The sequence below is a fragment of the Flavobacterium sp. FlaQc-48 genome (assembly GCF_044007335.1).
Taxonomy (GTDB): domain Bacteria; phylum Bacteroidota; class Bacteroidia; order Flavobacteriales; family Flavobacteriaceae; genus Flavobacterium.
The window spans coordinates 226,443-248,480 of sequence record NZ_JBIPCR010000006.1 but is presented as its reverse complement, the minus strand read 5'-3'; the positions used below and the strand labels follow the sequence as shown (position 1 = coordinate 248,480).

Annotated in this window: 20 protein-coding genes; 10 read left to right on the top strand and 10 right to left on the bottom strand. The window is 34.5% G+C overall.

Annotation, left to right across the window (positions count from 1 at the left end):
* The first annotated feature begins 15 nt into the window (after positions 1–15).
* The 3 genes from ACHRWY_RS12435 (at position 16) to ACHRWY_RS12425 (ending at position 3,352) form a co-directional block, all read left to right on the top strand.
* Complete coding sequence (locus ACHRWY_RS12435) at positions 16–996, top strand: succinylglutamate desuccinylase/aspartoacylase family protein (RefSeq protein WP_395354970.1); 981 nt, start codon at positions 16–18, stop codon at positions 994–996.
* A complete protein-coding gene (locus tag ACHRWY_RS12430; protein ID WP_395354969.1) occupies positions 983–1,552 on the top strand; it encodes a 5-formyltetrahydrofolate cyclo-ligase in 570 nt (189 codons plus the stop codon). The genes ACHRWY_RS12435 and ACHRWY_RS12430 overlap by 14 nt, the downstream gene beginning before the upstream one ends.
* Before the next feature lie 246 nt (positions 1,553–1,798).
* Positions 1,799–3,352: a von Willebrand factor type A domain-containing protein gene (locus ACHRWY_RS12425; RefSeq protein ID WP_395354967.1), complete on the top strand. Its 1,554-nt coding sequence runs from the start codon at positions 1,799–1,801 to the stop codon at positions 3,350–3,352.
* A gap of 79 nt (positions 3,353–3,431) precedes the next feature.
* Here ACHRWY_RS12425 and ACHRWY_RS12420 read toward each other — a convergent pair whose 3' ends face one another.
* From ACHRWY_RS12420 to ACHRWY_RS12385, 8 genes are all read right to left on the bottom strand, one after another.
* A complete protein-coding gene (locus ACHRWY_RS12420) occupies positions 3,432–4,178 on the bottom strand; it encodes a tetratricopeptide repeat protein (RefSeq protein WP_395354965.1) in 747 nt (248 codons plus the stop codon).
* A 123-nt stretch (positions 4,179–4,301) separates the two neighbouring features.
* Positions 4,302–6,050 carry a BatD family protein gene (locus ACHRWY_RS12415; protein ID WP_395354963.1) on the bottom strand — a complete coding sequence of 583 codons (1,749 nt, stop codon included), beginning with the start codon at positions 6,048–6,050 and terminating at the stop codon, positions 4,302–4,304.
* Positions 6,051–6,156: 106 nt separating this feature from the next.
* The gene (locus ACHRWY_RS12410; RefSeq protein ID WP_395354961.1) at positions 6,157–6,933 is read right to left on the bottom strand and encodes a tetratricopeptide repeat protein; all 777 of its coding nucleotides are present in this window, start codon (positions 6,931–6,933) and stop codon (positions 6,157–6,159) included.
* Positions 6,934–6,976: 43 nt separating this feature from the next.
* Positions 6,977–8,011: a VWA domain-containing protein gene (locus ACHRWY_RS12405; protein ID WP_395354960.1), complete on the bottom strand. Its 1,035-nt coding sequence runs from the start codon at positions 8,009–8,011 to the stop codon at positions 6,977–6,979.
* 51 nt (positions 8,012–8,062) lie between these two features.
* On the bottom strand, positions 8,063–9,064 hold the full coding sequence (locus ACHRWY_RS12400; protein ID WP_395354958.1) for a VWA domain-containing protein: 1,002 nt from the start codon (positions 9,062–9,064) through the stop codon (positions 8,063–8,065).
* A complete protein-coding gene (locus tag ACHRWY_RS12395; protein WP_395354956.1) occupies positions 9,064–10,695 on the bottom strand; it encodes a hypothetical protein in 1,632 nt (543 codons plus the stop codon). The genes ACHRWY_RS12400 and ACHRWY_RS12395 overlap by 1 nt, the downstream gene beginning before the upstream one ends.
* 127 nt (positions 10,696–10,822) lie before the next feature.
* Complete coding sequence (locus ACHRWY_RS12390) at positions 10,823–11,686, bottom strand: DUF58 domain-containing protein (RefSeq protein ID WP_395354955.1); 864 nt, start codon at positions 11,684–11,686, stop codon at positions 10,823–10,825.
* Positions 11,687–11,766: 80 nt separating this feature from the next.
* The gene (locus ACHRWY_RS12385) at positions 11,767–12,771 is read right to left on the bottom strand and encodes a MoxR family ATPase (protein ID WP_007807095.1); all 1,005 of its coding nucleotides are present in this window, start codon (positions 12,769–12,771) and stop codon (positions 11,767–11,769) included.
* A 223-nt stretch (positions 12,772–12,994) separates the two neighbouring features.
* Between ACHRWY_RS12385 and ACHRWY_RS12380 the strand changes: the two genes are divergently transcribed.
* The 5 genes from ACHRWY_RS12380 to ACHRWY_RS12360 all read left to right on the top strand — a co-directional run bounded on the left by ACHRWY_RS12380 (position 12,995) and on the right by ACHRWY_RS12360 (position 17,369).
* On the top strand, positions 12,995–13,870 hold the full coding sequence (locus ACHRWY_RS12380; RefSeq protein ID WP_395354953.1) for an aldo/keto reductase family oxidoreductase: 876 nt from the start codon (positions 12,995–12,997) through the stop codon (positions 13,868–13,870).
* Between the two features lie 134 nt (positions 13,871–14,004).
* Positions 14,005–14,712: a hypothetical protein gene (locus tag ACHRWY_RS12375; protein WP_395354951.1), complete on the top strand. Its 708-nt coding sequence runs from the start codon at positions 14,005–14,007 to the stop codon at positions 14,710–14,712.
* Between the two features lie 46 nt (positions 14,713–14,758).
* Positions 14,759–15,265 carry a GNAT family N-acetyltransferase gene (locus tag ACHRWY_RS12370; protein ID WP_395354950.1) on the top strand — a complete coding sequence of 169 codons (507 nt, stop codon included), beginning with the start codon at positions 14,759–14,761 and terminating at the stop codon, positions 15,263–15,265.
* Positions 15,266–15,330: 65 nt separating this feature from the next.
* Positions 15,331–16,083, top strand: a complete 753-nt coding sequence (locus tag ACHRWY_RS12365) for an SDR family NAD(P)-dependent oxidoreductase (protein WP_395354948.1) — start codon at positions 15,331–15,333, stop codon at positions 16,081–16,083.
* A 134-nt stretch (positions 16,084–16,217) separates the two neighbouring features.
* Entirely contained in the window at positions 16,218–17,369 is a 1,152-nt protein-coding gene (locus ACHRWY_RS12360; RefSeq protein ID WP_395354946.1) for an ATP-binding protein, read from the top strand.
* A 76-nt stretch (positions 17,370–17,445) separates the two neighbouring features.
* Here the strand turns inward: ACHRWY_RS12360 and ACHRWY_RS12355 are convergent, their stop codons facing one another.
* Positions 17,446–18,189: a PdaC/SigV domain-containing protein gene (locus ACHRWY_RS12355; protein ID WP_395354945.1), complete on the bottom strand. Its 744-nt coding sequence runs from the start codon at positions 18,187–18,189 to the stop codon at positions 17,446–17,448.
* 104 nt (positions 18,190–18,293) lie between these two features.
* On the opposite strand from ACHRWY_RS12355, the gene ACHRWY_RS12350 reads away from it, so the two are divergent.
* Positions 18,294–19,436, top strand: coding sequence for a cystathionine gamma-synthase (locus ACHRWY_RS12350; RefSeq protein ID WP_395354943.1), 1,143 nt, complete (start codon positions 18,294–18,296; stop codon positions 19,434–19,436).
* 56 nt (positions 19,437–19,492) lie between these two features.
* Here the strand turns inward: ACHRWY_RS12350 and ACHRWY_RS12345 are convergent, their stop codons facing one another.
* Positions 19,493–20,287: a THC0290_0291 family protein gene (locus ACHRWY_RS12345; RefSeq protein WP_395354941.1), complete on the bottom strand. Its 795-nt coding sequence runs from the start codon at positions 20,285–20,287 to the stop codon at positions 19,493–19,495.
* Between the two features lie 323 nt (positions 20,288–20,610).
* Here ACHRWY_RS12345 and gdhA point away from each other — a divergent pair, with 323 nt between their 5' ends.
* Positions 20,611–21,954 (top strand): NADP-specific glutamate dehydrogenase, encoded by a 1,344-nt coding sequence (gene gdhA / locus ACHRWY_RS12340; RefSeq protein WP_395354940.1) that lies wholly within the window; start codon positions 20,611–20,613, stop codon positions 21,952–21,954.
* The last annotated feature ends 84 nt before the right edge of the window (positions 21,955–22,038 follow it).

Here is a 22,038-nt window from a genome sequence, read left to right as displayed (position 1 = left end):
ATTTTATAATTCTACATGAAAAATAGTACCCCCCTGGTTATTTTTGGCGAATCGATTTTGCCCGGAGAAAACAAAACAATAAACGTTGAAATTGCGAGGTTACATACAACCACTAAACTGAATATTCCGGTTATTGTTCGTCGGTCAAAAATCGAAGGCCCTGTCGTTTTATTCTCAGCCGGAATTCATGGTGACGAAATTAACGGTGTCGAAATCGTTCGTCAGATTATCAGTAAAAAAATCAATCGCCCTGCAAAAGGAACTATTATTTGTATTCCGATTATCAATATGTACGGTTTTGTGAATAAATCCCGTGAGTTTCCTGACGGAAGAGATTTAAACCGCGTTTTTCCCGGAAGCAAAAAAGGTTCTCTGGCCAGTCGTTTTGCCTACCATATTGTGGCCGAAGTTTTACCGATTATAGATTATGCCGTCGATTTTCATGCCGGTGGCGCCAGCCGGTTTAATGCACCGCAAATTCGAATTACCGAAAATAATCCCGAGTTGAAAGTTCTGGCAGATGTTTTTAACGCGCCTTTTACTTTATACTCTAAAAATATAAACGGCTCTTTTAGGAATACTTGCGAAAAAGCCAATATTAAAATGTTACTTTTTGAAGGCGGAAAATCATTGGATATTAATAATGTAATTGCCAATGAAGGCGTGATGGGAGTAAAGCGTTTGCTGCATTATCTGAATATGCTTGATCCAAAACAAGTAGTCGAATATGCTGTAGATCCATCAATTTACATTAAAAATTCAGTTTGGCTGCGTGCTAAATGTTCCGGTTTGCTGCACGATTATAATCTGATTGGAAAATATGTAACGAAAGGTTCTATTCTGGCCATCATTACAGATCCGTTTGGTAAATTTGAACAGAAAGTAAAAGCACCGCACGACGGCTTTGTAATCAATGCGAACCACTCGCCAATCGTGTACGAAGGGGATGCAATTTATCACATGTCTAAAAACAGCTCTGAAAATGCCGACGAATAAAAAAGAATTACGACTGCACTATAAAAACCTCCGAAAACAATTAACCACTGATGCTATTGAAGAAAAGAGTCTGGCGATAGCCAATAATTTAATTCAATTAGCGGTATGGGATAAAACGTATTATCATGTTTTCCTTCCTATTGAGGAACAAAAAGAAGTCAATACCGAATATGTTTTGCATTTGCTTTCCGGAAAAGATAAAGAAATTGTAGTTTCGAAAAGTGATTTTGAAACCACGGGAATGACTCATTTTTTATTGACAGATAATACCAGAATAAAAAAAAACGAATATAATATTCCGGAACCTGTAAATGGTTTGCAAGTTCCAACCTCTAATATTGATGTTGTATTTGTGCCGCTCCTGGCTTTTGATGTTTTTGGAAATCGCATAGGTTACGGAAAAGGTTTTTATGATAAATTTTTATCCGAATGTAAACCGGAAACCATCAAAATTGGGCTTTCTTTTTATGAAGCCGAAAATCAAATTGAAGATATCTTTGAATCGGATATAAAATTGGATTTTTGCGTTACCCCTTTAAAAATATACACTTTTTAGTTTTTTGTCCTGGTAAGTGGTATAAGATAATTTAAGTTTACTTTTAATAATAATTTAAATTTGCTTATATCATTTATAGGGTAAAACGGGATGTCGCTTAAATGTTTTTTTGGTCATAAAATATTTAACAGGAATCTTGGCATTAAATTTGGATTGCGGGAAATGCAGATAATTTTCTTAGTACATCCGGAATGCTAATTATTATTTGAGAAAAAATCAATTACTAATTCCTAAAATTTATTTTAAATGAAAAATAAACCTTTTTATTTGATGGCATTCCTTGTCTTTGTTTTATGTAGCTGTAAAAAAAGCGATTCAGCAACAGAACAATATTCAACAGAACCGGCAGATATTGCAGTTACTACTACAGATGCTCCTGCCGAAGAAAATATTTCAGATCCTAATACTGAAAGTTACAACGGATTACAAGAAAATCCTTTTGAGTCTCCAAAAAAAGCACCACTTTCTACTTTTTCTATAGATGTTGATAATGCATCTTACACCAATATTCGACGTTTTATCAACGAAGGGCAAAAAGTACCTAAAGATGCCGTTCGTATCGAAGAGATGATGAATTTCTTTAAATATAAATATCCACAGCCTGAGGGGCAAAACCCCTTTTCTATTAATACAGAAGTAAGTGATTGCCCATGGAATAAAAACCATCAGTTACTGAAAATCGGTTTACAGGGAAAAAACATTCCAATGACGAATCTTCCCGCGTCCAACCTTGTTTTTCTGATTGATGTTTCGGGTTCGATGAACGATGCTAATAAGCTTCCGTTATTGAAAGAATCGATGAAAATCCTGGTAAAAGAACTTCGTTCAAAAGATAAAGTTTCGATTGTGGTATATGCAGGTTCAGCAGGGGTTGTTTTGTCCCCGACATCGGGAGATAATAAAGACGAAATTATGAATGCTTTTGATGAATTGAGTGCAGGCGGAAGTACCGCTGGTGGCGAAGGAATTGAGCTGGCGTATAAATTAGCGCAGGAAAATTTTATTAAAGAAGGCAATAACAGAGTTGTAATTGCAACCGACGGCGATTTTAATGTTGGAGCCTCATCAGATGCCGACATGGAAAAGCTAATTGAAGAGAAAAGGAAATCCGGGGTGTTTTTAACGGTTTTAGGTTTTGGAATGGGGAACTATAAAGACAGTAAAATGGAAGTTCTGGCAGATAAAGGAAACGGTAATTATGCTTATATCGATAATATCCAGGAAGCCAGCCGTTTTCTGGGAAAAGAATTTAAAGGATCGATGTTTGCCATCGCAAAAGATGTAAAAATTCAGATTGAATTTAATCCAAAACATGTTCAGGCTTATCGTTTAATTGGTTATGAAAACCGCAGATTAAAGGACGAAGATTTTAAAAATGATGCTGTCGATGCAGGAGAATTAGGAAGCGGGCACACTGTAACGGCGCTTTATGAAATTATACCAACAGGAGTTGAAAGTGATTATGTCCCATCGGATTTAAAATATACCAAAGTTAAAGCAGAAGATTCTAATTACAGTGATGAATTGGCAACCATTAAATTCCGTTACAAGAAACCTGATGGGGATAAAAGTATTGAACTTGTAAATACAATAGCCAACAGAAAAGTAGCGCTGGCCAGCAGTTCATCTGATTTTAAATTCACAACAGCAGTTGCCTGGTTTGGATTAAAATTAAAAGAATCAAAATTGATAAGCAATTCATCATCTGCCGATATTAGAAGTTTAGCAAAAGAAGGATTAGCGTATGATGAGGAAGGCTACAGAGCAGAGTTTGTACGATTAGTTGATGCGGTAAAATAAATCTTCTAAAAATTAAAATCCCAAATTCCAATTCTAAATTGGGATTTGGGATTTTTTTTGTTTTAAATTTTCAGAAATTTTATTTTACTTCTTTGATAGTCGAGCCATCAATCCAGCCTTCAGTTCCGTCTGTTAGTTCAATTTTCTTCCATTGCCCTAAACTTTCCGTTACATATACTTTTGCGCCTTCGTGCAATAAGAAAATAGCGGCACCGGCTTTTTGTGGCTCACTTCGAACTTCGCTTAATTCTGCAAAAACAATAGCGGGGCGATCATTGTCGAAATGGTTTTTTTCAGACATTCCGGCGGAGGCACTTAATAATAATGCAACGAAAAGAACAAACATTCCAATGAAATATATTCTTTTTGAAATCGTAAGCTGAGAGAAATAATACCCTATAAACATCAATAGAAAAGTAAAAGCAATCCCAACAGATATTTTAGCCCACATATTGTAATTGAAAATTCCTGTAAAGTTTTGGATCAGTTTGGCAAAACCTACTTTAGGTACTTCTTTAATCTCGTCAATGGTTAGCTTTTTAGCGAATTTTAAATTGTTTAAAACGTCAGGATCATGAGGTTTTAAAACTAAAGCTTTTTCATAGTTGTATATCGAAGGTGCTACTTTATTAAGCTTATAATAGCTGTTTCCTAAGTTAAAATACAATTCTGCTGATTGTTGTTTGTCTTCTTTAATTATGCTTTCATAGGCATCAACAGCTTGTTTGTATTGTCCCTTTTGGTACAAAGCATTTCCTTTTTCAAAGCTGCTTTGAGCAAAGAAAGCCTGAGTGATTAATAAAAAAAGATATACTATATTTTTCATTTTATTTTCTTTAAACCCGGTGGATTAGATTTTTTTAAACTTAGTAATGCAACTTTTCGACCTTAAATTAACTCAATCTGTAGCCGTTTTCTTGGCGTACTTTGCGGTAAAAATTAATTCAGGTTAAACGATCTGTTTTTCTAATGCTGAAATAATCAAAACAGCTTTGTCATAATCCTGTTGAATTGATGCGCTTGATGCCGGGGCATAACGGGCAAATTCACAGTTTTCTGTCAGTTCGATAAAGCTTTGGACAGTTTCCGGATTTGCATTTCTGGACAATAACAATTCACGTATATTATCTTTGCTCATTTCTGAGGTTTCGATATGCAGTTTTGCTTTCAGGAAATTGTGCATGGCTTTTTCCAAAGCAATATAAAACGCTTCTTTATTGTTCAGTTGTTTCTTCGCCTGAGATAAATATTTTTTCGCAAGCTTATTGTTCATTCTAATTCTGTTTCCTGTTACATCGCCATCAATTGCTTCTTTTCTCTTTTTACCCAAAATAATAAACGGGATAATAGCGAAAGGAAGGAACAATAATGTATAATACAAATTAGAACCGTAAAAATCATTTCTGGCAATAGCAACTAAAGTTGTTTTAGGTTTGATGTATTTAAACTGTTCTGTTTTAGAAATTACATTTTTAGAAGCATTTGCGCTTGCATTTGCTTCCGCCTGCATTGGACCATCTAAAACATCAATCATAATTTCCTTAGAAGTGATTGTTTTATAGCTGCCTGAATTCAAATCAAAATAAGAAAACTGCATTGGTTTTATGGCATATTTTCCTTTGTATTGTGGAATTATGGTGTACTTGTCTGTAATTTTACCTGACATTCCTGAAAGTGAAGTAGTCACTTTTTCATCATGAACAGGATCGTACATTTCCAGTGCATTTGGCACAACAGGTTTTGGCAAAGTAAACAATTTCATGTTTCCTGTTCCTGCAGCACTAACAATTAAGTCAAGACTTTCTCCGTTTTTCAATGTTGTTTTAGAAGGGGTAACAGTAAAATCAAATTTACCAACAGCACCACCAAAACCTTCTGGTTTACCAGATTCAGGAAGCGGTCTTACATTAATGGTTTTGGCTCCTGCCGAAACCACTTTGTTGTCATCTGTTATAATCATTTGCCCAAACATATCGCGACGATTTGTTGGTAATTGTACACCTATGTCTAATGAAAGCGGTTCAATAGTAAGTCTTCCTGCTTTTTGAGGATATAGAATGGTCTTTTTTAAGACCACAAAATAACATCTTTCTCCCTGATAACTTCCTTGTTCAACAGACAATTGCCTGATGTCAATATTCTGATTCCAGAAGTCATTGTATTTAGGTTTCGCCAATTCTTTAAAACCGGTTACATTGATATTATTGAAGTATAATTTATATACGACAGTAATAGGTTCATTCAGGTATGGAGATGTTTTTGATATTTCAGCTACAAGATTTAGCATCTCATTTCCGGATCCCTGAGGTCTGTCGTTAGGATCTCTTTCCTGTGCTACAGCATTGGTAACGACGATTTTTATAGGCGAAGTTTTATAGGTCTGCCCATTATAATCAATCGCAGCTTGTTTTATGTTTAGTGTTCCTTTTTTATCAGGTTGTAAAATATAAGAGTATATTTTTTGAAAAGAACTTCTTCCGTTTACCCAGGACTGACTTATTTGCTGACTTGGTCCTGCTACAATTTTGAAACCATCAAATGAAGGCTGGTCGAAATTATCTCCATCAACATTCATGATAAAGTCAATTCGAAGTCTTTCGTTTACTCCAAGTGTATTTTTACTTACTCTGGCTTCAAATTGAACTTGAGCCATAAGCCCTTGAAAAGTGAATAGTAATAGAATTAAATATCTTTTCATTAATTGTTTAATCGTTTTTTTGAATGTTTTATTGTTCAGTCGTTTTTTTGAATGTTTAATTTTTGTGCAAATAAACAAATTAACTATTAAACGATTCCATTTTATTTTACCAGTCTTTTTCTGTTTTCCTAGGATTGCCTTTTACTTTTTGAGCGTTAACTTTATCCTGGATTTTCTTTTCCTCGTTGTTTACGGCATCCAGTAAATTTTGAACCCGTTCTTTAGAGATTCCGCCAGGCTGTGGTTTTGGTTCTCCGTTGTTGTCCGATTTGTCATCTTTCTTCGGATCATTTTTACCATCTTTCTTATCCTTGTCTTTATCGCCTTTGTCGTCTTTCTTGTCTTTATCTTTATCCTTGTCCTTGTTTTTATCCTTGTCCTTATCTTTGTCTTTATTTTTATCCTTGTCCTTGTCTTTGTCCTTATTCTTGTCTTTGTTTTGATCGTTTTTAGGAGGGTTTTCTTTTAGCTTTTGTTTGGCGTACGCATAATTATAACGTGTTTCATCGTCGGTTGGATCATTGCGCAAAGCTTCTTTGTAAGCTTCAACAGCTTGTGTGTAATTTTTCTCTTTCATGAAAACATTTCCAAGATTGTGAAATGCTTTATGTTTTTCAGGTCTTGTTTTTGCATTTTTTATAGCTTTTGCGTAAGCATACTTAGCCTCAGAAATCTGGTTCTGTCTGTAAATCGTGTTTCCCAGATTATAAGGGGCAGTGGCACGTTTTGGAAATTTTGATTCTGAAACCCTGTAATTCGCCTCAGCATCAACAAATTTATTCTGCTTATATTCTTCATTGGCATCAGGCAATGTCTTGTCCTTTTCCTGAGCTGAAACGGCTAAAGAAAACGTTAGTAAAATATAAAGAAGTAAATTTTTCATTCTAATTTTTTTATTTTTTTGTTCCAAATTTAATAGAGAACAATTATTTCTTTTCGTTAAATAAATTCAACTCTTTTATCCAGTTTGTTTTTCTTTCTAAAAGGAAAATATCAACAAACAATAATAAGAAGGCAAAGCCGATAAACCATTGAAATTGCGATTGAAAATCGGCCATTTGCGTCGCTTCAAATTCTGTTTTCTGAATGTTGTTTAAGGCATTTTTAATGTACTCTAAAACTTCCTTGGTACTTCCTCCATAAACATAACCGCCCTTGGTGGCTTTTGCAATGGTTTTTAAACCTTCCTGATTTAGTTTTGTAATAACGGTTGCTCCGTTTTGATCTTTTTGAAAGCTTCTTACAATTCCGTTTTCTTTTAACGGAATGGTGCCTCCTTTTTCTGTTCCAACTCCAATGGTAATGATTTTCATGCCCATTTTATTGGCTTCCTCAGCAGCTGCGGAAGCGCCTTCAGAATGATCTTCACCATCCGAAATCAAAATCAGTAATTTGCTGGTTTTGCTTTTCTCATCAAAATAAGTCGATGACAATTTAATCGCCTCATCCAGTGAGGTTCCTTGCGATGAAACCATATCCGGCGTCATACTTTGCAAAAACATTTTGGCAACACTATAATCAGATGTAATTGGTAAAACCGGGAATGCGCTTCCGGCATACGCTACAATTCCTATTCTGTCACTTCCTAAGTTATTGATGATTTGAGAAACCAGTTGTTTACTTTTCTCTAAACGACTTGGTGCCACATCTTCGGCAAGCATACTTTTAGAAACGTCTACAGCAAAAACAATATCAATACCTTCGCGTTTTACAGTTTCCATTTTTGTTCCAATCTTCGGATTTACCAATCCGATAATTAAACAGGCAAGTGCCAAAAGTATTACGGATAATTTTAATACCGGTTTAAAAACAGATCGCTCCGGGCTTAGTCTTTTTACCATTTCCAAGTCACCAAATTCGCGTTGTTTTTTTCTTTTCCAATACATATTGAAAAGAAAAACACACACCACAATTGGGAGTAATAATAAAAGATATAAATATTTTTTTTCGTCTAATTCCATTTTAAATTTTAGATTTCTGAATTTAGATTTTAGATTTTTTTTAATCCAAAATTAAATGAAGCTTCTGTAAACTGTATTTCTTAAACCAACTTCCAACAATAATAAAAAGGCTGCGAGTAAAACAAAAACTCTGTATTTTTCATCGTAATCGTAGAATTTTAATTCCTGAATTTCCGTCGTTTCCAGTTTGTTGATCGAATTGTATATTTCGGCTAATTTGTCATTACTAGTTGCTCTGAAATAAGTTCCGTCGGTTTTACGGGCAATACTTTTCATTAACTGCTCATCAATCTCTACTTTTTGCATTTTGAACAAAAATCCTCCGTTTGGCGCAAAAGCGTATGGAGATTCAGCCATTCCGTTACTTCCCAAACCAATAGTATATACTTTAATTCCGTATTGTTTTGCAATGTCTGATGCGGTTTCCGGTTCGATAAAACCGGCATTGTTTACACCATCAGTCAATAGGATAATAACACGGCTTTTTGCTTTACTGTCTTTAAGGCGGTTTACGGCTGTTGCCAGTCCCATACCAATTCCTGTTCCGTCTTGTAGTGCCGTATCGTATTTAATTTCTTTTATTGCTTCTAAAATAATGGCTTTATCGCTCGTAACGGGAGTTTTAGTATACGCTTCTGAGGCATATAAAACCAATCCGATTCTGTCATTTGGTCTTTCTTCAACAAAATCTGCTGCCACTCTTTTTAAAGCTTCCATACGGTTTGGCTTTAAGTCTTTGGCCAGCATACTTCCGGAAACGTCTATTGCCATTACAATATCAATTCCTTTAGTCGTTTTAGTCTGATTGCTGATGTCGACTGTTCTGGGTCTTGCCAAAGCTACTATCAGGGAACTTAAACCAATAATCCTGAAGACATATAAACATGGTTTTAGCTTCGTTAATAGCGATTCGCTGTTTTTGAAACCTTGGATCGAGCTCATTTTTAAAGTAGCCGATTGCTGGTTTCGTTTCCAGAAAAACCAAGCAATTGCGATTGGGATTAATAGAAAGAGCCAAAAAAATTCCGGATTTAAAAAAGTTATCTTATTCATTAGTTGCTTGCCTTTCTTAGTTCAACAGAATTTAAAATTCGGTCTGTAATATCATTTGCATATTGATCGCCTTCCTCATGTATAATCAGAATTTGTTGTAATCCCTGATCTTGTTTAAAAAGTAAAATTTCATAATATGCCTTTGTACTTGTTTTATCAGCAGGATTAAAAACAGTCATTGTTCCGTATCCTTTTAGGCCCTGAATGCCTTGGTTTGTTTGAAAATCTTCTTGTTTTACAATAATATTTTGTCCGCCCTGAGCTTCAATAACTTTTAAGGAACCTTCTAAAGCTTTTGCTAAATCGATCTCTGTTGGGGTTTTGAACATACTGGTTGAAACGGTAATATAAAAATTACCGGCCATGCTTCCAAAGCCAAAAAGCTGCATCTCTTTAATTAAGGCCATGGTTTCTTTTGGAAGCACTTTCTGGGCATCCATTCGTTTTAGAACTTGTGGTGTTTCAAGCAAAACACCCGGGTTTCCGTATTCACTTTTTACCCATTGTCCTTCCAGTAATTCTTTTGAAGGGTGTCCAAAAACATTATCTTTTACATAACTAAAACCTTTAGTAGCGATAAAGAAGGTAGTAGTACCAATTAATAAAACCAAAACAGTTCCCACTGCAATCGCGATACGCTTGTTGCGTTTCTTTAATAACTGGAGTTTGATTTGTTTTTGTTTTTGTGCTTCATTTAATAATTGATCTTCTTCGGCCGGAACTTCAGTAGGGATCGCATTGTCAAGTGTTAAAATTACTTTCTGGATTTTATTTCGATCTTCGGTAATTTCAAAATCCAAAGGTTTAGATTTTGCAAATTTCACTAAATCGGCCTGACGTAAAACACGCTCTAAATTCTCAACAGTTTCAGGCGTTAATGTCATTTTCTTTTTAGTAGAAGCTGTTCTGATTGCCTGGATTAGTTCAGAAGTAGTGCTTTCCATTGCCGGAATATGAATGGCTTCTTCGATATAGTTACGTGCAATATCGGTCAGTTCGCTATAATATTCTTTAATTTCGCCTTTTTGAACAAGTTCTTTTTGCTCCAGATTATTCAATAAACTTGTAGCTTTTTCAATTGGCGTTTTATAAACTTCTTCTTCGATTTTTTTCTGTTGGCGTTTTTTAACATACCAGTATACAAAAGCACCAATTCCGAGAATAATTGCAAGGGCTAAAATATATTTCCACCAATCACCAATGCCATTGTCAACAGCGGTAATGTCTTTAATGTCATACATTTTTTGTTGCAGTGTATCTACTTTTACATTGGCCACTTCAACACGAATAGAATCAGATGAAAAAGGTTTTTTGTCAATTAAAATCTGAACGCTTGGAATCACATATTTTCCGGAATCAAATTGTGTTAAACCATATTTTTTGATCAGTTCGTAGGTGTCATTTTTTTTAACAGTATCAACAGGATACGATTGGATTACTTCTAAAGCACCAAACTTTTTCTGTTTAGGAAAAACTACCTTCAATTTTGAACTGACAATCGTTTTAAGGGTTAGCTTAAACTCGGCACCAATTTTATTTTTTGTAGTATCAATGCTGGTCTCTACTTGTTTTTGCTGTGCAAAAATAGCGGAGGGAAGTAAAAATAAAAATATGTAAAATTTTAATTTCATTTGATTTTTTTAATTTCAGATCTTATTCTAAAATGAATGCTTAAAAATGACGCGGATTTTATTTTGGATATTTATATTTTTTAAAATCTAATATTCTAACCATTTAAGAAGTCGAATAATCTAAAAATTATCTTGACTTGAAATACCCCAGTAATTTAGTCACATAATTTTCATCAACTCTTGTGTTTACGACTCCTGCTCCGGATTTGCTAAAAATTTCCTTGAAATAATTGACTCTTTCATGATAATGTTTCTCGTAATTCATTCTTACCGTTTTTGAACCTGTATCGACCAATTGAATTTTTCCGGTTTCAGCATCCAGCATGGTTACCATTCCTAAGTTTGGGATTTTTTCTTCACGGATATCATAAACACGAACACCGGTAATGTCATGCTTTTTAGAAGCAATTTTTAAAGTTTGTTCGTAGTTTTCGGACATGAAATCAGAAATCACAAAAACAATAGCTTTCTTTTTTTGGGTTCCTGACAAAAATTTTAAAGCAGCTCCAACATCTGTTTTTTGGCTTTTTGGTTCAAATTCGATTAATTCACGAATGATTCTTAAAACGTGCGAACGACCCTTTTTTGGCGGGATATACAATTCGACATTATCAGAAAATAATATTAAACCGATCTTGTCATTGTTTTGTGTAGCCGAAAAAGCCATCGTTGCCGCAATTTCGGTGACGATGTCTTTTTTGAATTGACTTTTTGAACCAAAACCCTCAGATCCCGAAATATCAACCATTAAAACCATGGTTAATTCGCGTTCTTCTTCAAAGACTTTTACGTGGGCTTCGTTATAGCGTGCAGTTACATTCCAGTCAATGTTACGAATGTCATCGCCATATTGGTATTGACGTACTTCACTAAAAGTCATCCCTCGTCCTTTAAATGAAGAGTGATATTCTCCCGAAAAGATGTGATTACTCAGTCTTTTGGTTTTGATTTCTATTTTCCGTACTTTTTTTAAAAGCTCTTTTGTATCCATTTTATTTGTTTAAAGTTTAAAAGTTTCAAGTCTCAGGTTTACGTTACAACCACCTGAAATCTGAAACGTTAAACAAATTTTTAAGGTACTTCAATCTCGTTTACGATTTTGTTGATAATGTCTACAGAAGTAATATTTTCGGCTTCAGCCTCATACGTTATCCCGACTCTGTGACGTAAAACATCATGTACAACGGCACGAACATCTTCCGGAATTACATATCCGCGACGTTTGATGAAAGCGTAACATTTGGCTGCATTGGCTAAATTGATACTTCCACGTGGCGATGCTCCGAAACTGATAAGAGGTTTTAAGTCGGCTAATTTGTACTTCTCCGGATAACGGGTAGCAAATATGATATCTAAAATATATTTTTCGATTTTTTCATCCATGTAAACTTCACGAACAGCTTCCTGCGCACGCAAAATTTGTTCTACAGAAACTACCGGGTTTACTTTTTCGTAAGATCCTTTTAAGTTTTGACGAATTACGAAACGCTCTTCATCAATTTTTGGATAATCAATTACGGTTTTTAGCATAAAACGGTCAACTTGTGCTTCAGGAAGTTGGTATGTTCCTTCTTGCTCAACAGGGTTTTGAGTTGCAAGTACTAAAAACGGACGGTCTAATTTGAAAGTAGTGTCGCCAATCGTAACTTGTTTTTCCTGCATCGCCTCTAAAAGTGCCGACTGAACTTTTGCAGGAGCACGGTTAATCTCATCGGCAAGGACGAAATTAGCGAAGATTGGCCCTTTTTTAATCGAGAATTCGTTTGCTTTGATGTTGTAAATCATTGTTCCGACAACATCGGCAGGTAATAAGTCAGGAGTAAACTGGATACGGCTAAAAGAACCCTGAACTGCTTGCGATAATGTATTTATCGCTAAAGTTTTGGCCAATCCAGGAACACCTTCTAATAAAATATGCCCTTGTCCCAGAAGTCCAATTAATAAACGTTCGACCATATGTTTCTGGCCCACAATAACTTTGTTCATTTCCATTGTAAGAAGGTCTATAAAAGCACTTTCTCTTTCAATTTTTTCATTTATCGCTCTGATGTCTAAAGTCGTTGTATTTTCTTCCATATAAATATTTTTAAAACCTTTTTAAAACCGTGATTTTTATGCCTTACTTTTGAGAGTGCAAATTGAATATTTTTTGAGAAGTAAGATGTTAAAGAATGGTTAAAACTTCGACCAAAGCGCTAATTTTAAGGACGAATTGTGATTCTATTTTTATATTTTTAAGAACTTTGATGATTATGCTTTAGAAAAGCATATTTATTACCAAAAATAACGCAATTAAACCATGAGTAAAACAGCATTATCGCCTATAATTTCGGGCACTATGAATTGGGGAGTATGGGATAAAAACCTTACAACTAAAGAAATGGAAAACCTGATACAGCTTTGTATCGAAAACAAAATTACTACTTTTGATCACGCCGATATCTACGGTTCCTACACTACCGAAGCCGATTTTGGAAAAGCATTTCACAACAGTAAAATTTCACGTGAAAAACTACAATTAATCACAAAATGCGGAATTCAGATGATTGCTGAAAAACGCCCGGAGAATAAAATAAAACATTACGATTACTCCAAAGAATATATTATTTGGTCTGTCGAAGAATCTCTCAAAAAATTAAAAACAGATTATGTTGATGTTTTTTTATTACACAGGCCAAGTCCGCTTATGCAGGCGGATGAAATTGCCGAAGCAGTCGAGCAATTAAAATCAGAGGGAAAAATTATTGATTTCGGACTTTCAAATTTTACCAGTTCTCAAACGGAACTGATTCGTCAGAAAACAGAAGTGAGTTATAATCAGGTACAATTTTCTGCAACGCATTATGATCCAATGACAGATGGAAGTTTAGATTATATGCAAACACACGGAATCCGGCCGTTATCATGGAACCCGCTTGGAACTGTTTTTAGAGAAGATACCAAACAAACACGCCGTTTGAAAAAATTACTGGCAGATTTGGTTCAAAAGTATGGGTTTGGATCTGATACACTTTTGTTGTCCTGGATTTTAAAACACCCGGCAAAAGTAATTCCAATCGCCGGAACCGTAAATATTGCCAGAATCCAATCGCTGATGAAAGCAGTTGAACTGGAAATGAACAAAGAAGACTGGTTTGCTATCTGGACCGAAAGTATGGGTGATGATGTAGCGTAAGATTTAAGCTATTTTTTAATTATATATTGTAAGAAAAAATTATATTTTTGCTGTTGTGTGTTACTGGACATTAGTTGTAGCACATAACAGTTTTAAAATAATAATTTAAATAATAAATTAAATAATAAATTAAAATGGCAAATATTAGATTATTCCCAACCATTGAAGAGGTTTTTGTAGATCCGACAAGTTTTCACAAAGCAATGTTTTTTCCACTATTAACAGTTGAATTAGATTCTATAAACAAAGGTATTGGAAAGGTTCATTTTATTACAGTATATGGTAATGGAGATCCGGAAGTAGAAATTTTAGATGGTAATTTTGGTTACAATTTTATCAAGTTCAAAAGAATAGGAGATAAATATAAGTTTGAAGGGGACTTCAGCCAAATGCCTAAATTTGAAAAAGCTGTTGAATGGTATCATGAAGCAGAAATAATCTATAAGGAACATAAAGATAAATATCTGCATAAAACTGAATTTGTAAAAAATGAAGATAAACGAAGTTTTCATTATTACTATTATATAAAAGGTGTTATTAATTATTGGTTAACACGCGACATGTATTTAGAAACAGGAAAGTTTATTCAGGGAAATAGTTATTCTGATGGATGTAGTGCTCATGAAAGAGAAATATACGAATCTTTGGGAGGAGAATATAATGATGAGTATGGACTTGAATATTTAGAAGAATTGCTGGATGGGCTAGAAGGTAATATTGATAGTTTGAATTTTGTTGGAAGTGTTACGGGATATAATTATTCGGAATTAGGCGAAGACGAAATTCTGTTATTTGTAAATGAAGATAAAAGTGAGGTCTTTCAGTATTTTTGTTGGAGTTAAAGTTAATTACTGTGAAGGGGATCTGTTTTAAACAGGACATTCTGAAATGATATATTTAGAGAAATTTAATCAAACGCATTATTCTGAATTAATCAACAGTATTAGTGATGCCCGGGAATTAATGCAGTTTGCAGGTCCGGAATTTATGTTTCCGCTAACGGAAGGACAAATTAAGAAATCACTTTCGGATATAAACAGAATTGCTTTCAGAGTTGTAAACGCTTCAAATGGTTCGACTATAGGACATTGTGAAATTTACTTTACAGATGATTTTGCGAAGTTGGGAAGAATTTTGATTATGGATAAAACACAAAGAGGCAAAGGTTTTGGCGAACAAATCGTAAAGTTGCTTTTAGATTTTATTTCTAAAAACAGGAAACAAACAAAAGTTGAACTCAATGTTTTTGATTTTAATGTCAATGCTATAAAATGTTATGAAAAGGCTGGATTTGTTATTAATCCGGATAAAAAATTGATCCGAAAAGTAGAGGATGAAAGCTGGATAGTACTAAATATGATTTTAGATTTAGAAAATCGGATAAAGAAAAATTAAAATATGTCACAGATTAAAAATCAGTATAATATTTTTAATCTGTGGCTAAAAAAATAAAAACACGAATGAAAAAAACAGTTTTAATTACTGGAGCCACAAGCGGAATTGGAAAAGCAACTGCACAAATACTGGCTAAAAATAACTATAAAGTTGTCCTTTGCGGACGAAGAAAAGAACGTTTAGAAGAGCTTGAAAAAGAACTTTCTGCTTTTACAGAAGTATATTCTTTGTCTTTTGATGTTCGTGATAAAAATGATGTTCTTGAAAAAATAGCTTCTCTTCCTGCTGCATTTTCAGCTGTTGATATTTTGATCAACAATGCCGGAAATGCACACGGTTTAGATCCCGTTCAAACCGGCAATTTAGACGACTGGGATGCTATGATTGATATTAATGTGAAAGGACTTTTGTATGTTTCGAAAGCGATAATTCCGAAAATGACATCCAAAAATTCCGGACATATTATCAACATTGGTTCAACAGCAGCAAAAGAAGTCTATCCAAACGGAAATGTGTATTGTGGTACAAAACACGCTGTCGACGCCATTACACAAGGAATGCGAATTGATTTAAATCCGTTTGGAATCAGGGTAGGAGCAATTCATCCCGGAATGGTTGCGACAGAATTTAGTGAAGTCCGTTTTAAAGGTGATGCAGAAAGAGCTTCAAATGTATATAAAGGGTTTGATCCGTTACAGGCAGAAGATATTGCCGATATAATTCATTTTGTGGTTTCAAGGCCATACCATGTAAATATTGCCGATTTGGTAGTGATGAGTACCGCTCAGGCGTCGTCAACGATAGTTAAAAGAGACTAATTTAGATTTTTAGACTAACTTAGACTTCTTAGGGTTGAAGTTTATATAATTCGAAAATCTGAGAAGTCTAAAAACTCAACATCAAAAATGTCTGGCATTCTAAGAAGTCTAATAATCTAAGTAGTCTAAATATAATGATCAACAAGCGCCTTCTAATAAAAAATCTACTTGCACATAATGACGAGAGCAGTTTTTATGATAAAAAAAGGCAGCTGAATTTGCATTCACGTGAAGGAAAGGGAAAGTTTCTGAAACACATCTGCGCCTTATCCAATTCAAATCCTGCCAATAATTCTTATATTGTTGTGGGAGTCGAAGATCAGGACAATGAAATTGTTGGAGATGATTTTTTCGATGACAGCCGAATTCAGAATCTGGTCAATGCTTTTCTGGAAAATCCGCCCAAAATTCAATATGAAAATGTACCTTTTCCAAATCTTCCCAAAGACAAAGTAATCGGTTTGGTTACCATTAAACCCAAAAGCAAAATTTCTTATTTCAAAAAAGGGATTCATACCATAGTTGCCAATAGTGCTTTTATACGACGCGGCAGTAACTCGGTTCCGGTTGAAGGTGAAATTGAAAAAAATTATCAGAATACCGAAACTGTCATTGGCATCGAAAATAGTTCCCGAAATAGTATTCAGTACACTTTAGACGGTGTTTTTGATTTTATGAATTTCAGGCACAAAGACATGTCGCCTAAATATCATGTTTTTAAAGAATTGTTTGTGATTTGCTGGGCAGGAGTTCCTAATAAATCCCGTGATAAAACATTTCTGTCCCGCGTAGATATCGAATTGATCAACGAGCAAATTAAGCTTTTTTATTCGGCTCAGGATGTAGTGACGATTGTTTTTGATGATGATACCTTTACGATTACGGAATATGTCCCGCTAGGTCTGAACGATAAAACAAGCTATTACCCTTTAGAGAAACAAACGATTCATTTTTTTGACAATGGTTATTATAAAATTGATCGTGAAATGCTTTTTCAGCCCCCTGAATTCAATCGGAAAATGCTTTACCATATCTATAATTCGAATGTGGCCTTGCTTCTAAAATTGCAAAAAGGAATTGCCTTGTCTGATCGTGAATTAAAAGATCTGGAAAATCTTCCTTCTACTTTTATGATTTGCTATCTGAATGGTTTTGATGATGCCAAACAAAAGCTAATTGATGCGAAATTACTTTTGAAACCGTTTGGACAGATCTATCTGTCCTTTAAAGAAGCTTTGCGGATTTTGCGTAAAATGAAATATGATTTTCAGGAAGGGTCCCGATAGGTCAAAGGTTCAAAGTAGCAAAGAGGCAGAGGTTTTATAGATGATGTCTGGCTTCGGGGAAATTTTAATTTCAGAATTAATGATAAATTAAATACGGGTTAATTTGATCATACGGAAATAAAATCTCTTTTGGGCCATCTGCATACGAAGCCGCTTCATAGGAGTTGTAATATAAAAGTAAGCCCTGACTTGTATAAAAAATATTTTGCGGCAACTGGAATTTGTCATTTTCGAACATCAGGCCTGTGGCATTGATATTTGATTTTTCGGGAATCTTATATTTCTTTCTGAATTCTTTTTCGGCGAAAGCTGTAAAATCATTTTTGTTTTTAAATAATTGACTGCCTGAAATAGTTTTTCCTGTTTTGGGATTAAATAATAAAGAAGTAAAGCCCTGATAGCCATGTGCTCCTCCTGTAAAAGTGTAATGGTCAATTTTTATATTTAAGATCTGATCAGATTCAAATTCAATATCTCCTTTTATTTTTCCTTCCCAGCCAAAAGTTTCACTTGGGAATTTTTTATGCATATCTTCATAAGAAGCAATAAAAGATGCTGCTAAGGTATTGTAGTCATTCGCTTTTGTAGTGTCTTCTTCAAAATAAATGATTTCTTTAATAACCGAAAACACTTTTTTGTTGATGTTGTCTGCTACAATCGGAATATTTTTTGCGATAGGAATGTTAATAGTAACCTTTGGACAATCGTTTTTGCAAGGCAATGTGGATTCTTTTTCAAATGTCTCATTTTCAAATGAAAGCTCTTTGTTGCAACTTGTAAGTAGTGTAAACAAAAAGACTAAAAAAGTGTAATGTTTCATGTCAAAAAGTGTTAATTATATACAAAGGTAAGGAGTTGTATCCCGATAGAATAAATTAAAAGGTAAATTTGTACCGGAAATAAGCATTTAAAACTTGTAATTATATGAAATTCAATACAAAAGTAATACATGGAGGTCAGCATCATGATCCAAGTACAGGAGCTGTTATGCCTCCGGTGTATCAAACTTCAACATTTGTACAAACAAGTCCCGGAAAACCTTTGGCGGATTATGAGTACAGCAGAGCATCAAACCCAACCCGTACTGCTTTAGAAAATGCTTTGGCAAGTATTGAGAACGGTACCCGTGGTTTAGCATTCTCATCTGGTTTAGCGGCAACGGATTGTATTTTAAGATCGTTTAAAGCAGGTGATGAAATCATTGCAATGGATGATTTATACGGAGGAACTTACAGAATGTTCTCCAGAATTTATAAAGATTCAGGAATTAAATTTCATTTTGTTGATATGACCGATATCGAAAAACTGAAATCATTAATCAATGAAAACACAAAATTGATTTGGGTTGAAACACCAACAAATCCGTTAATGAAATTGGCTGATATCGAAGAAGTGGCTAAAATCACTAAAGCACATAAAATTTTATTTGCAGTCGATAATACTTTTGCAACGCCATATTTACAAAAACCACTTGATTTGGGGGCTGATATTGTCATGCACTCAGCTACAAAATATTTAGGAGGACACTCTGATGTTATTGCAGGTGCTTTAATCGTAAAAGATGAAGCATTAGGAGAGCAATTGCATTTTCAGCAATTTGCTACTGGTGCTACACTTGGGCCAATGGATAGTTTTCTGGTTTTAAGAGGAATAAAAACACTTTCACTAAGAGTACAAAGACATTGTGAAAACGGAGAAAAAGTAGTGGAATACTTAAGTAATCACCCTAAGATTAATACCGTTTATTATCCGGGTTTAAAAAGTCATCCGTTTCATGAAATTGCCAGGAAGCAAATGAAAGCTTTTGGCGGAATGGTTTCGTTTACTTTTAAATCAGGTAAAAAAGAGGATTCTATTGCATTTTTAGAGAAACTAAAAGTTTTTACTTTAGCAGAATCTTTGGGTGGTGTTGAATCTTTGGCAAATCATCCTGCTTTAATGACACATGCTTCTATTCCGGCAGATAAAAGAGCCGAAGTAGGTATTACAGATGATTTGGTTCGATTGAGTGTTGGTATCGAAGATGCCGAGGATTTAATCGCTGACTTAGAACAGGCTTTAGCATAAAAAAGAAACCCCCAACTCATAAGAATTGGGGGTTTTGTTTATATTTTTATTTTGCTTTAAAATTCTAAGTAATAAATGTAACCGGCATTAAACCAAACCTGTGAATCGTTTCTCTTGTTCTCTTTATAAAGGTCTTTATTAGGGTTTAAACCGTCAACCCAGTCAGAATTATAACCCTGATAACGAACTTCAAACATCAGGTCACTCATTGTGGTTAGTTTGTAATGAACCCCAACACCAGCTGTGGCAGATAAAACTACACCATTTTCACTCGAAAAACCATAAGGGCGCCCATCAGAAGGCGTTAAGTATTTTGGAAAAGTTGTTGAAGGGAGTCCTAATGTACCCAATCTTGAATCAACTTTAGTAGAGTAGTAACTAACCTGAAAACCTAAACTTACATACGGACTAAAGCTGCCTATTGTGTTTTCAAAATCATGAATTTTCATAAATGGAGAAAATTCTATCTGGGCTCCAAGGTTTACAAGAGTTGAACTGCCATGCATTCCTCTAAGATGCTGCACAAGTCCTTTTTGCTTCTCGATTTCAACCCATTTACCAAAATGTTCCAGTTTTGTGGTATTGAAAGATAACTCAGATCTAACTTTAAAATGTTCTGTAAAAAAACTTTCTCTGTTATTGTTGGCAGAAAAGTTTATAAAGTGAACAATCCCTATTCCAAATCCGGTATTTCCAACGTTCGTGTCAAAATTGTTTCTTTGACCATAATCAGATTGAAAAGATACAGGACCGAATATTATTCCTACTTCTTGAGCCAGGCTTGATTGGGCAGTTGATATTGTGGTAATGCCAAATAAGGCGAATATCGTGAGTACTATAGGTTTGAGCATGTTTTTGGGCTTACAAATCTTGGCAAATATATAAAAAACATAGTCGAATCAAAATATAAAATGGTGCTATTAAAAAATTAATAACAAAACACTTAATTTTCTGACTTTAAGTGTGGTAATTGAATGTAAATTCAGAAGTGTAAAATTGTATTTTTAGGATTGTTTAGAAATTACACAATTCTATTTCAAAAACGAAAAAAAATAACAATTCATGATTGATTTGCCCTATCTTTGCATGTTGTTACGAAAACGTTTTCTTAAAACGTATTTTCTTATTTTAATTGATTAAATTTTAAACTATTATTTGAATAATTTATTTAAAAATGGAACAAAAAATAAATGAATTTATGGCTCTTGTTGAGTCAAAAAATCCAAACGAGCCAGAATTTCTTCAAGCCGTTAGAGAATTTGCAGAAACGGTAATTCCATTTATCGCAGAACGAAAAAAATACGACGGGAAGAACTTACTTCTTAGAATCGCTGAACCGGAAAGATCTATAATTTTTAGAGTGCCTTGGGTAGATGATAAAGGGGAAATAATTGTAAACAGAGGTTTCAGAATTCAGATGAATTCGGCAATTGGACCATACAAAGGAGGAATCAGATTTCATCATACGGTAAATTTATCAGTTTTAAAATTCCTGGCTTTCGAACAGGTTTTTAAAAATAGTTTGACAACGCTGCCAATGGGTGGTGGAAAAGGAGGTTCTGATTTTGATCCTGAAGGAAAATCTGATGGAGAAATCATGCGTTTCTGTCAATCATTTATGACTGAATTATGCCGTCATATTGGTCCTGACTTAGATGTTCCTGCCGGAGATATAGGTGTTGGTGCAAGAGAAATTGGTTATTTGTTTGGTCAGTATAAAAGAATCAGAAATGAATTTACAGGTGTGCTAACCGGAAAAGGTCTTGCTTACGGAGGTTCATTGATCAGACCAGAAGCTACGGGTTATGGTGTAGTATATTTTACAGATCAGATGCTTCGTACTATTGGGCATGAAATAAAAGGAAAAAGAGTTGCTATTTCAGGATTTGGAAATGTAGCTTGGGGAGTAGCACTTAAAATAAACGAATTAGGAGGGAAAGTAGTTACTATTTCAGGGCCTGATGGTTATATTTATGACGAAGAAGGAATCTCTGGAGAAAAAATTGAACACATGGTTGAAATGAGAGCAACCGGTGACAACAGAGCTGAACTTTATATTAATAAATATCCAAACGCTGTTTTCCATAAAGGAAAAAGCCCTTGGGAAGTAAAAGTTGATATTGCTATTCCGTGTGCGACTCAAAATGAGTTAAATGGTGAAGATGCCCAAAAATTAATTGATAATGGTGTTTTATGTGTTACTGAAGCTGCAAATATGCCTTCTACATTAGATGCAATTAAATTGTTTTTAGATAACAAAGTTCTTTTTGCTCCTGGAAAAGCCGCAAATGCGGGCGGGGTTGCTGCATCTGGATTAGAAATGACACAAAACTCAATTCGTTTAAACTGGACAAGTGAAGAAGTTGATTTGAGATTAAAAGATATCATGGTTGGAATTCACAACCAATGTAAAAAATACGGTGCTGGAGAAGATGGTTATGTAAACTACGTAAAAGGAGCTAACATTGCCGGATTTGTAAAAGTAGCCGACGCTATGCTTGCTCAGGGTGTAGTGTAAGATAGTTATAATCAAAAAAAATGCTCTCATTTGTCTTTATAAGATAAATTGGGAGCATTTTTTTATTTATTTAAGAACAAAAAA

What these genes read in the sequence shown, in the direction of transcription:
- ACHRWY_RS12435 (WP_395354970.1), top strand. Translation starts at nt 16, where the DNA reads ATGAAAAATAGTACCCCCCTGGTTATTTTTGGCGAATCGATTTTGCCC.
- ACHRWY_RS12430 (WP_395354969.1), top strand. Translation starts at nt 983, where the DNA reads ATGCCGACGAATAAAAAAGAATTACGACTGCACTATAAAAACCTCCGA.
- ACHRWY_RS12425 (WP_395354967.1), top strand. Translation starts at nt 1,799, where the DNA reads ATGAAAAATAAACCTTTTTATTTGATGGCATTCCTTGTCTTTGTTTTA.
- ACHRWY_RS12420 (WP_395354965.1), bottom strand. Translation starts at nt 4,178, where the DNA reads ATGAAAAATATAGTATATCTTTTTTTATTAATCACTCAGGCTTTCTTT.
- ACHRWY_RS12415 (WP_395354963.1), bottom strand. Translation starts at nt 6,050, where the DNA reads ATGAAAAGATATTTAATTCTATTACTATTCACTTTTCAAGGGCTTATG.
- ACHRWY_RS12410 (WP_395354961.1), bottom strand. Translation starts at nt 6,933, where the DNA reads ATGAAAAATTTACTTCTTTATATTTTACTAACGTTTTCTTTAGCCGTT.
- ACHRWY_RS12405 (WP_395354960.1), bottom strand. Translation starts at nt 8,011, where the DNA reads ATGGAATTAGACGAAAAAAAATATTTATATCTTTTATTATTACTCCCA.
- ACHRWY_RS12400 (WP_395354958.1), bottom strand. Translation starts at nt 9,064, where the DNA reads ATGAATAAGATAACTTTTTTAAATCCGGAATTTTTTTGGCTCTTTCTA.
- ACHRWY_RS12395 (WP_395354956.1), bottom strand. Translation starts at nt 10,695, where the DNA reads ATGAAATTAAAATTTTACATATTTTTATTTTTACTTCCCTCCGCTATT.
- ACHRWY_RS12390 (WP_395354955.1), bottom strand. Translation starts at nt 11,686, where the DNA reads ATGGATACAAAAGAGCTTTTAAAAAAAGTACGGAAAATAGAAATCAAA.
- ACHRWY_RS12385 (WP_007807095.1), bottom strand. Translation starts at nt 12,771, where the DNA reads ATGGAAGAAAATACAACGACTTTAGACATCAGAGCGATAAATGAAAAA.
- ACHRWY_RS12380 (WP_395354953.1), top strand. Translation starts at nt 12,995, where the DNA reads ATGAGTAAAACAGCATTATCGCCTATAATTTCGGGCACTATGAATTGG.
- ACHRWY_RS12375 (WP_395354951.1), top strand. Translation starts at nt 14,005, where the DNA reads ATGGCAAATATTAGATTATTCCCAACCATTGAAGAGGTTTTTGTAGAT.
- ACHRWY_RS12370 (WP_395354950.1), top strand. Translation starts at nt 14,759, where the DNA reads ATGATATATTTAGAGAAATTTAATCAAACGCATTATTCTGAATTAATC.
- ACHRWY_RS12365 (WP_395354948.1), top strand. Translation starts at nt 15,331, where the DNA reads ATGAAAAAAACAGTTTTAATTACTGGAGCCACAAGCGGAATTGGAAAA.
- ACHRWY_RS12360 (WP_395354946.1), top strand. Translation starts at nt 16,218, where the DNA reads ATGATCAACAAGCGCCTTCTAATAAAAAATCTACTTGCACATAATGAC.
- ACHRWY_RS12355 (WP_395354945.1), bottom strand. Translation starts at nt 18,189, where the DNA reads ATGAAACATTACACTTTTTTAGTCTTTTTGTTTACACTACTTACAAGT.
- ACHRWY_RS12350 (WP_395354943.1), top strand. Translation starts at nt 18,294, where the DNA reads ATGAAATTCAATACAAAAGTAATACATGGAGGTCAGCATCATGATCCA.
- ACHRWY_RS12345 (WP_395354941.1), bottom strand. Translation starts at nt 20,287, where the DNA reads ATGCTCAAACCTATAGTACTCACGATATTCGCCTTATTTGGCATTACC.
- gdhA (WP_395354940.1), top strand. Translation starts at nt 20,611, where the DNA reads ATGGAACAAAAAATAAATGAATTTATGGCTCTTGTTGAGTCAAAAAAT.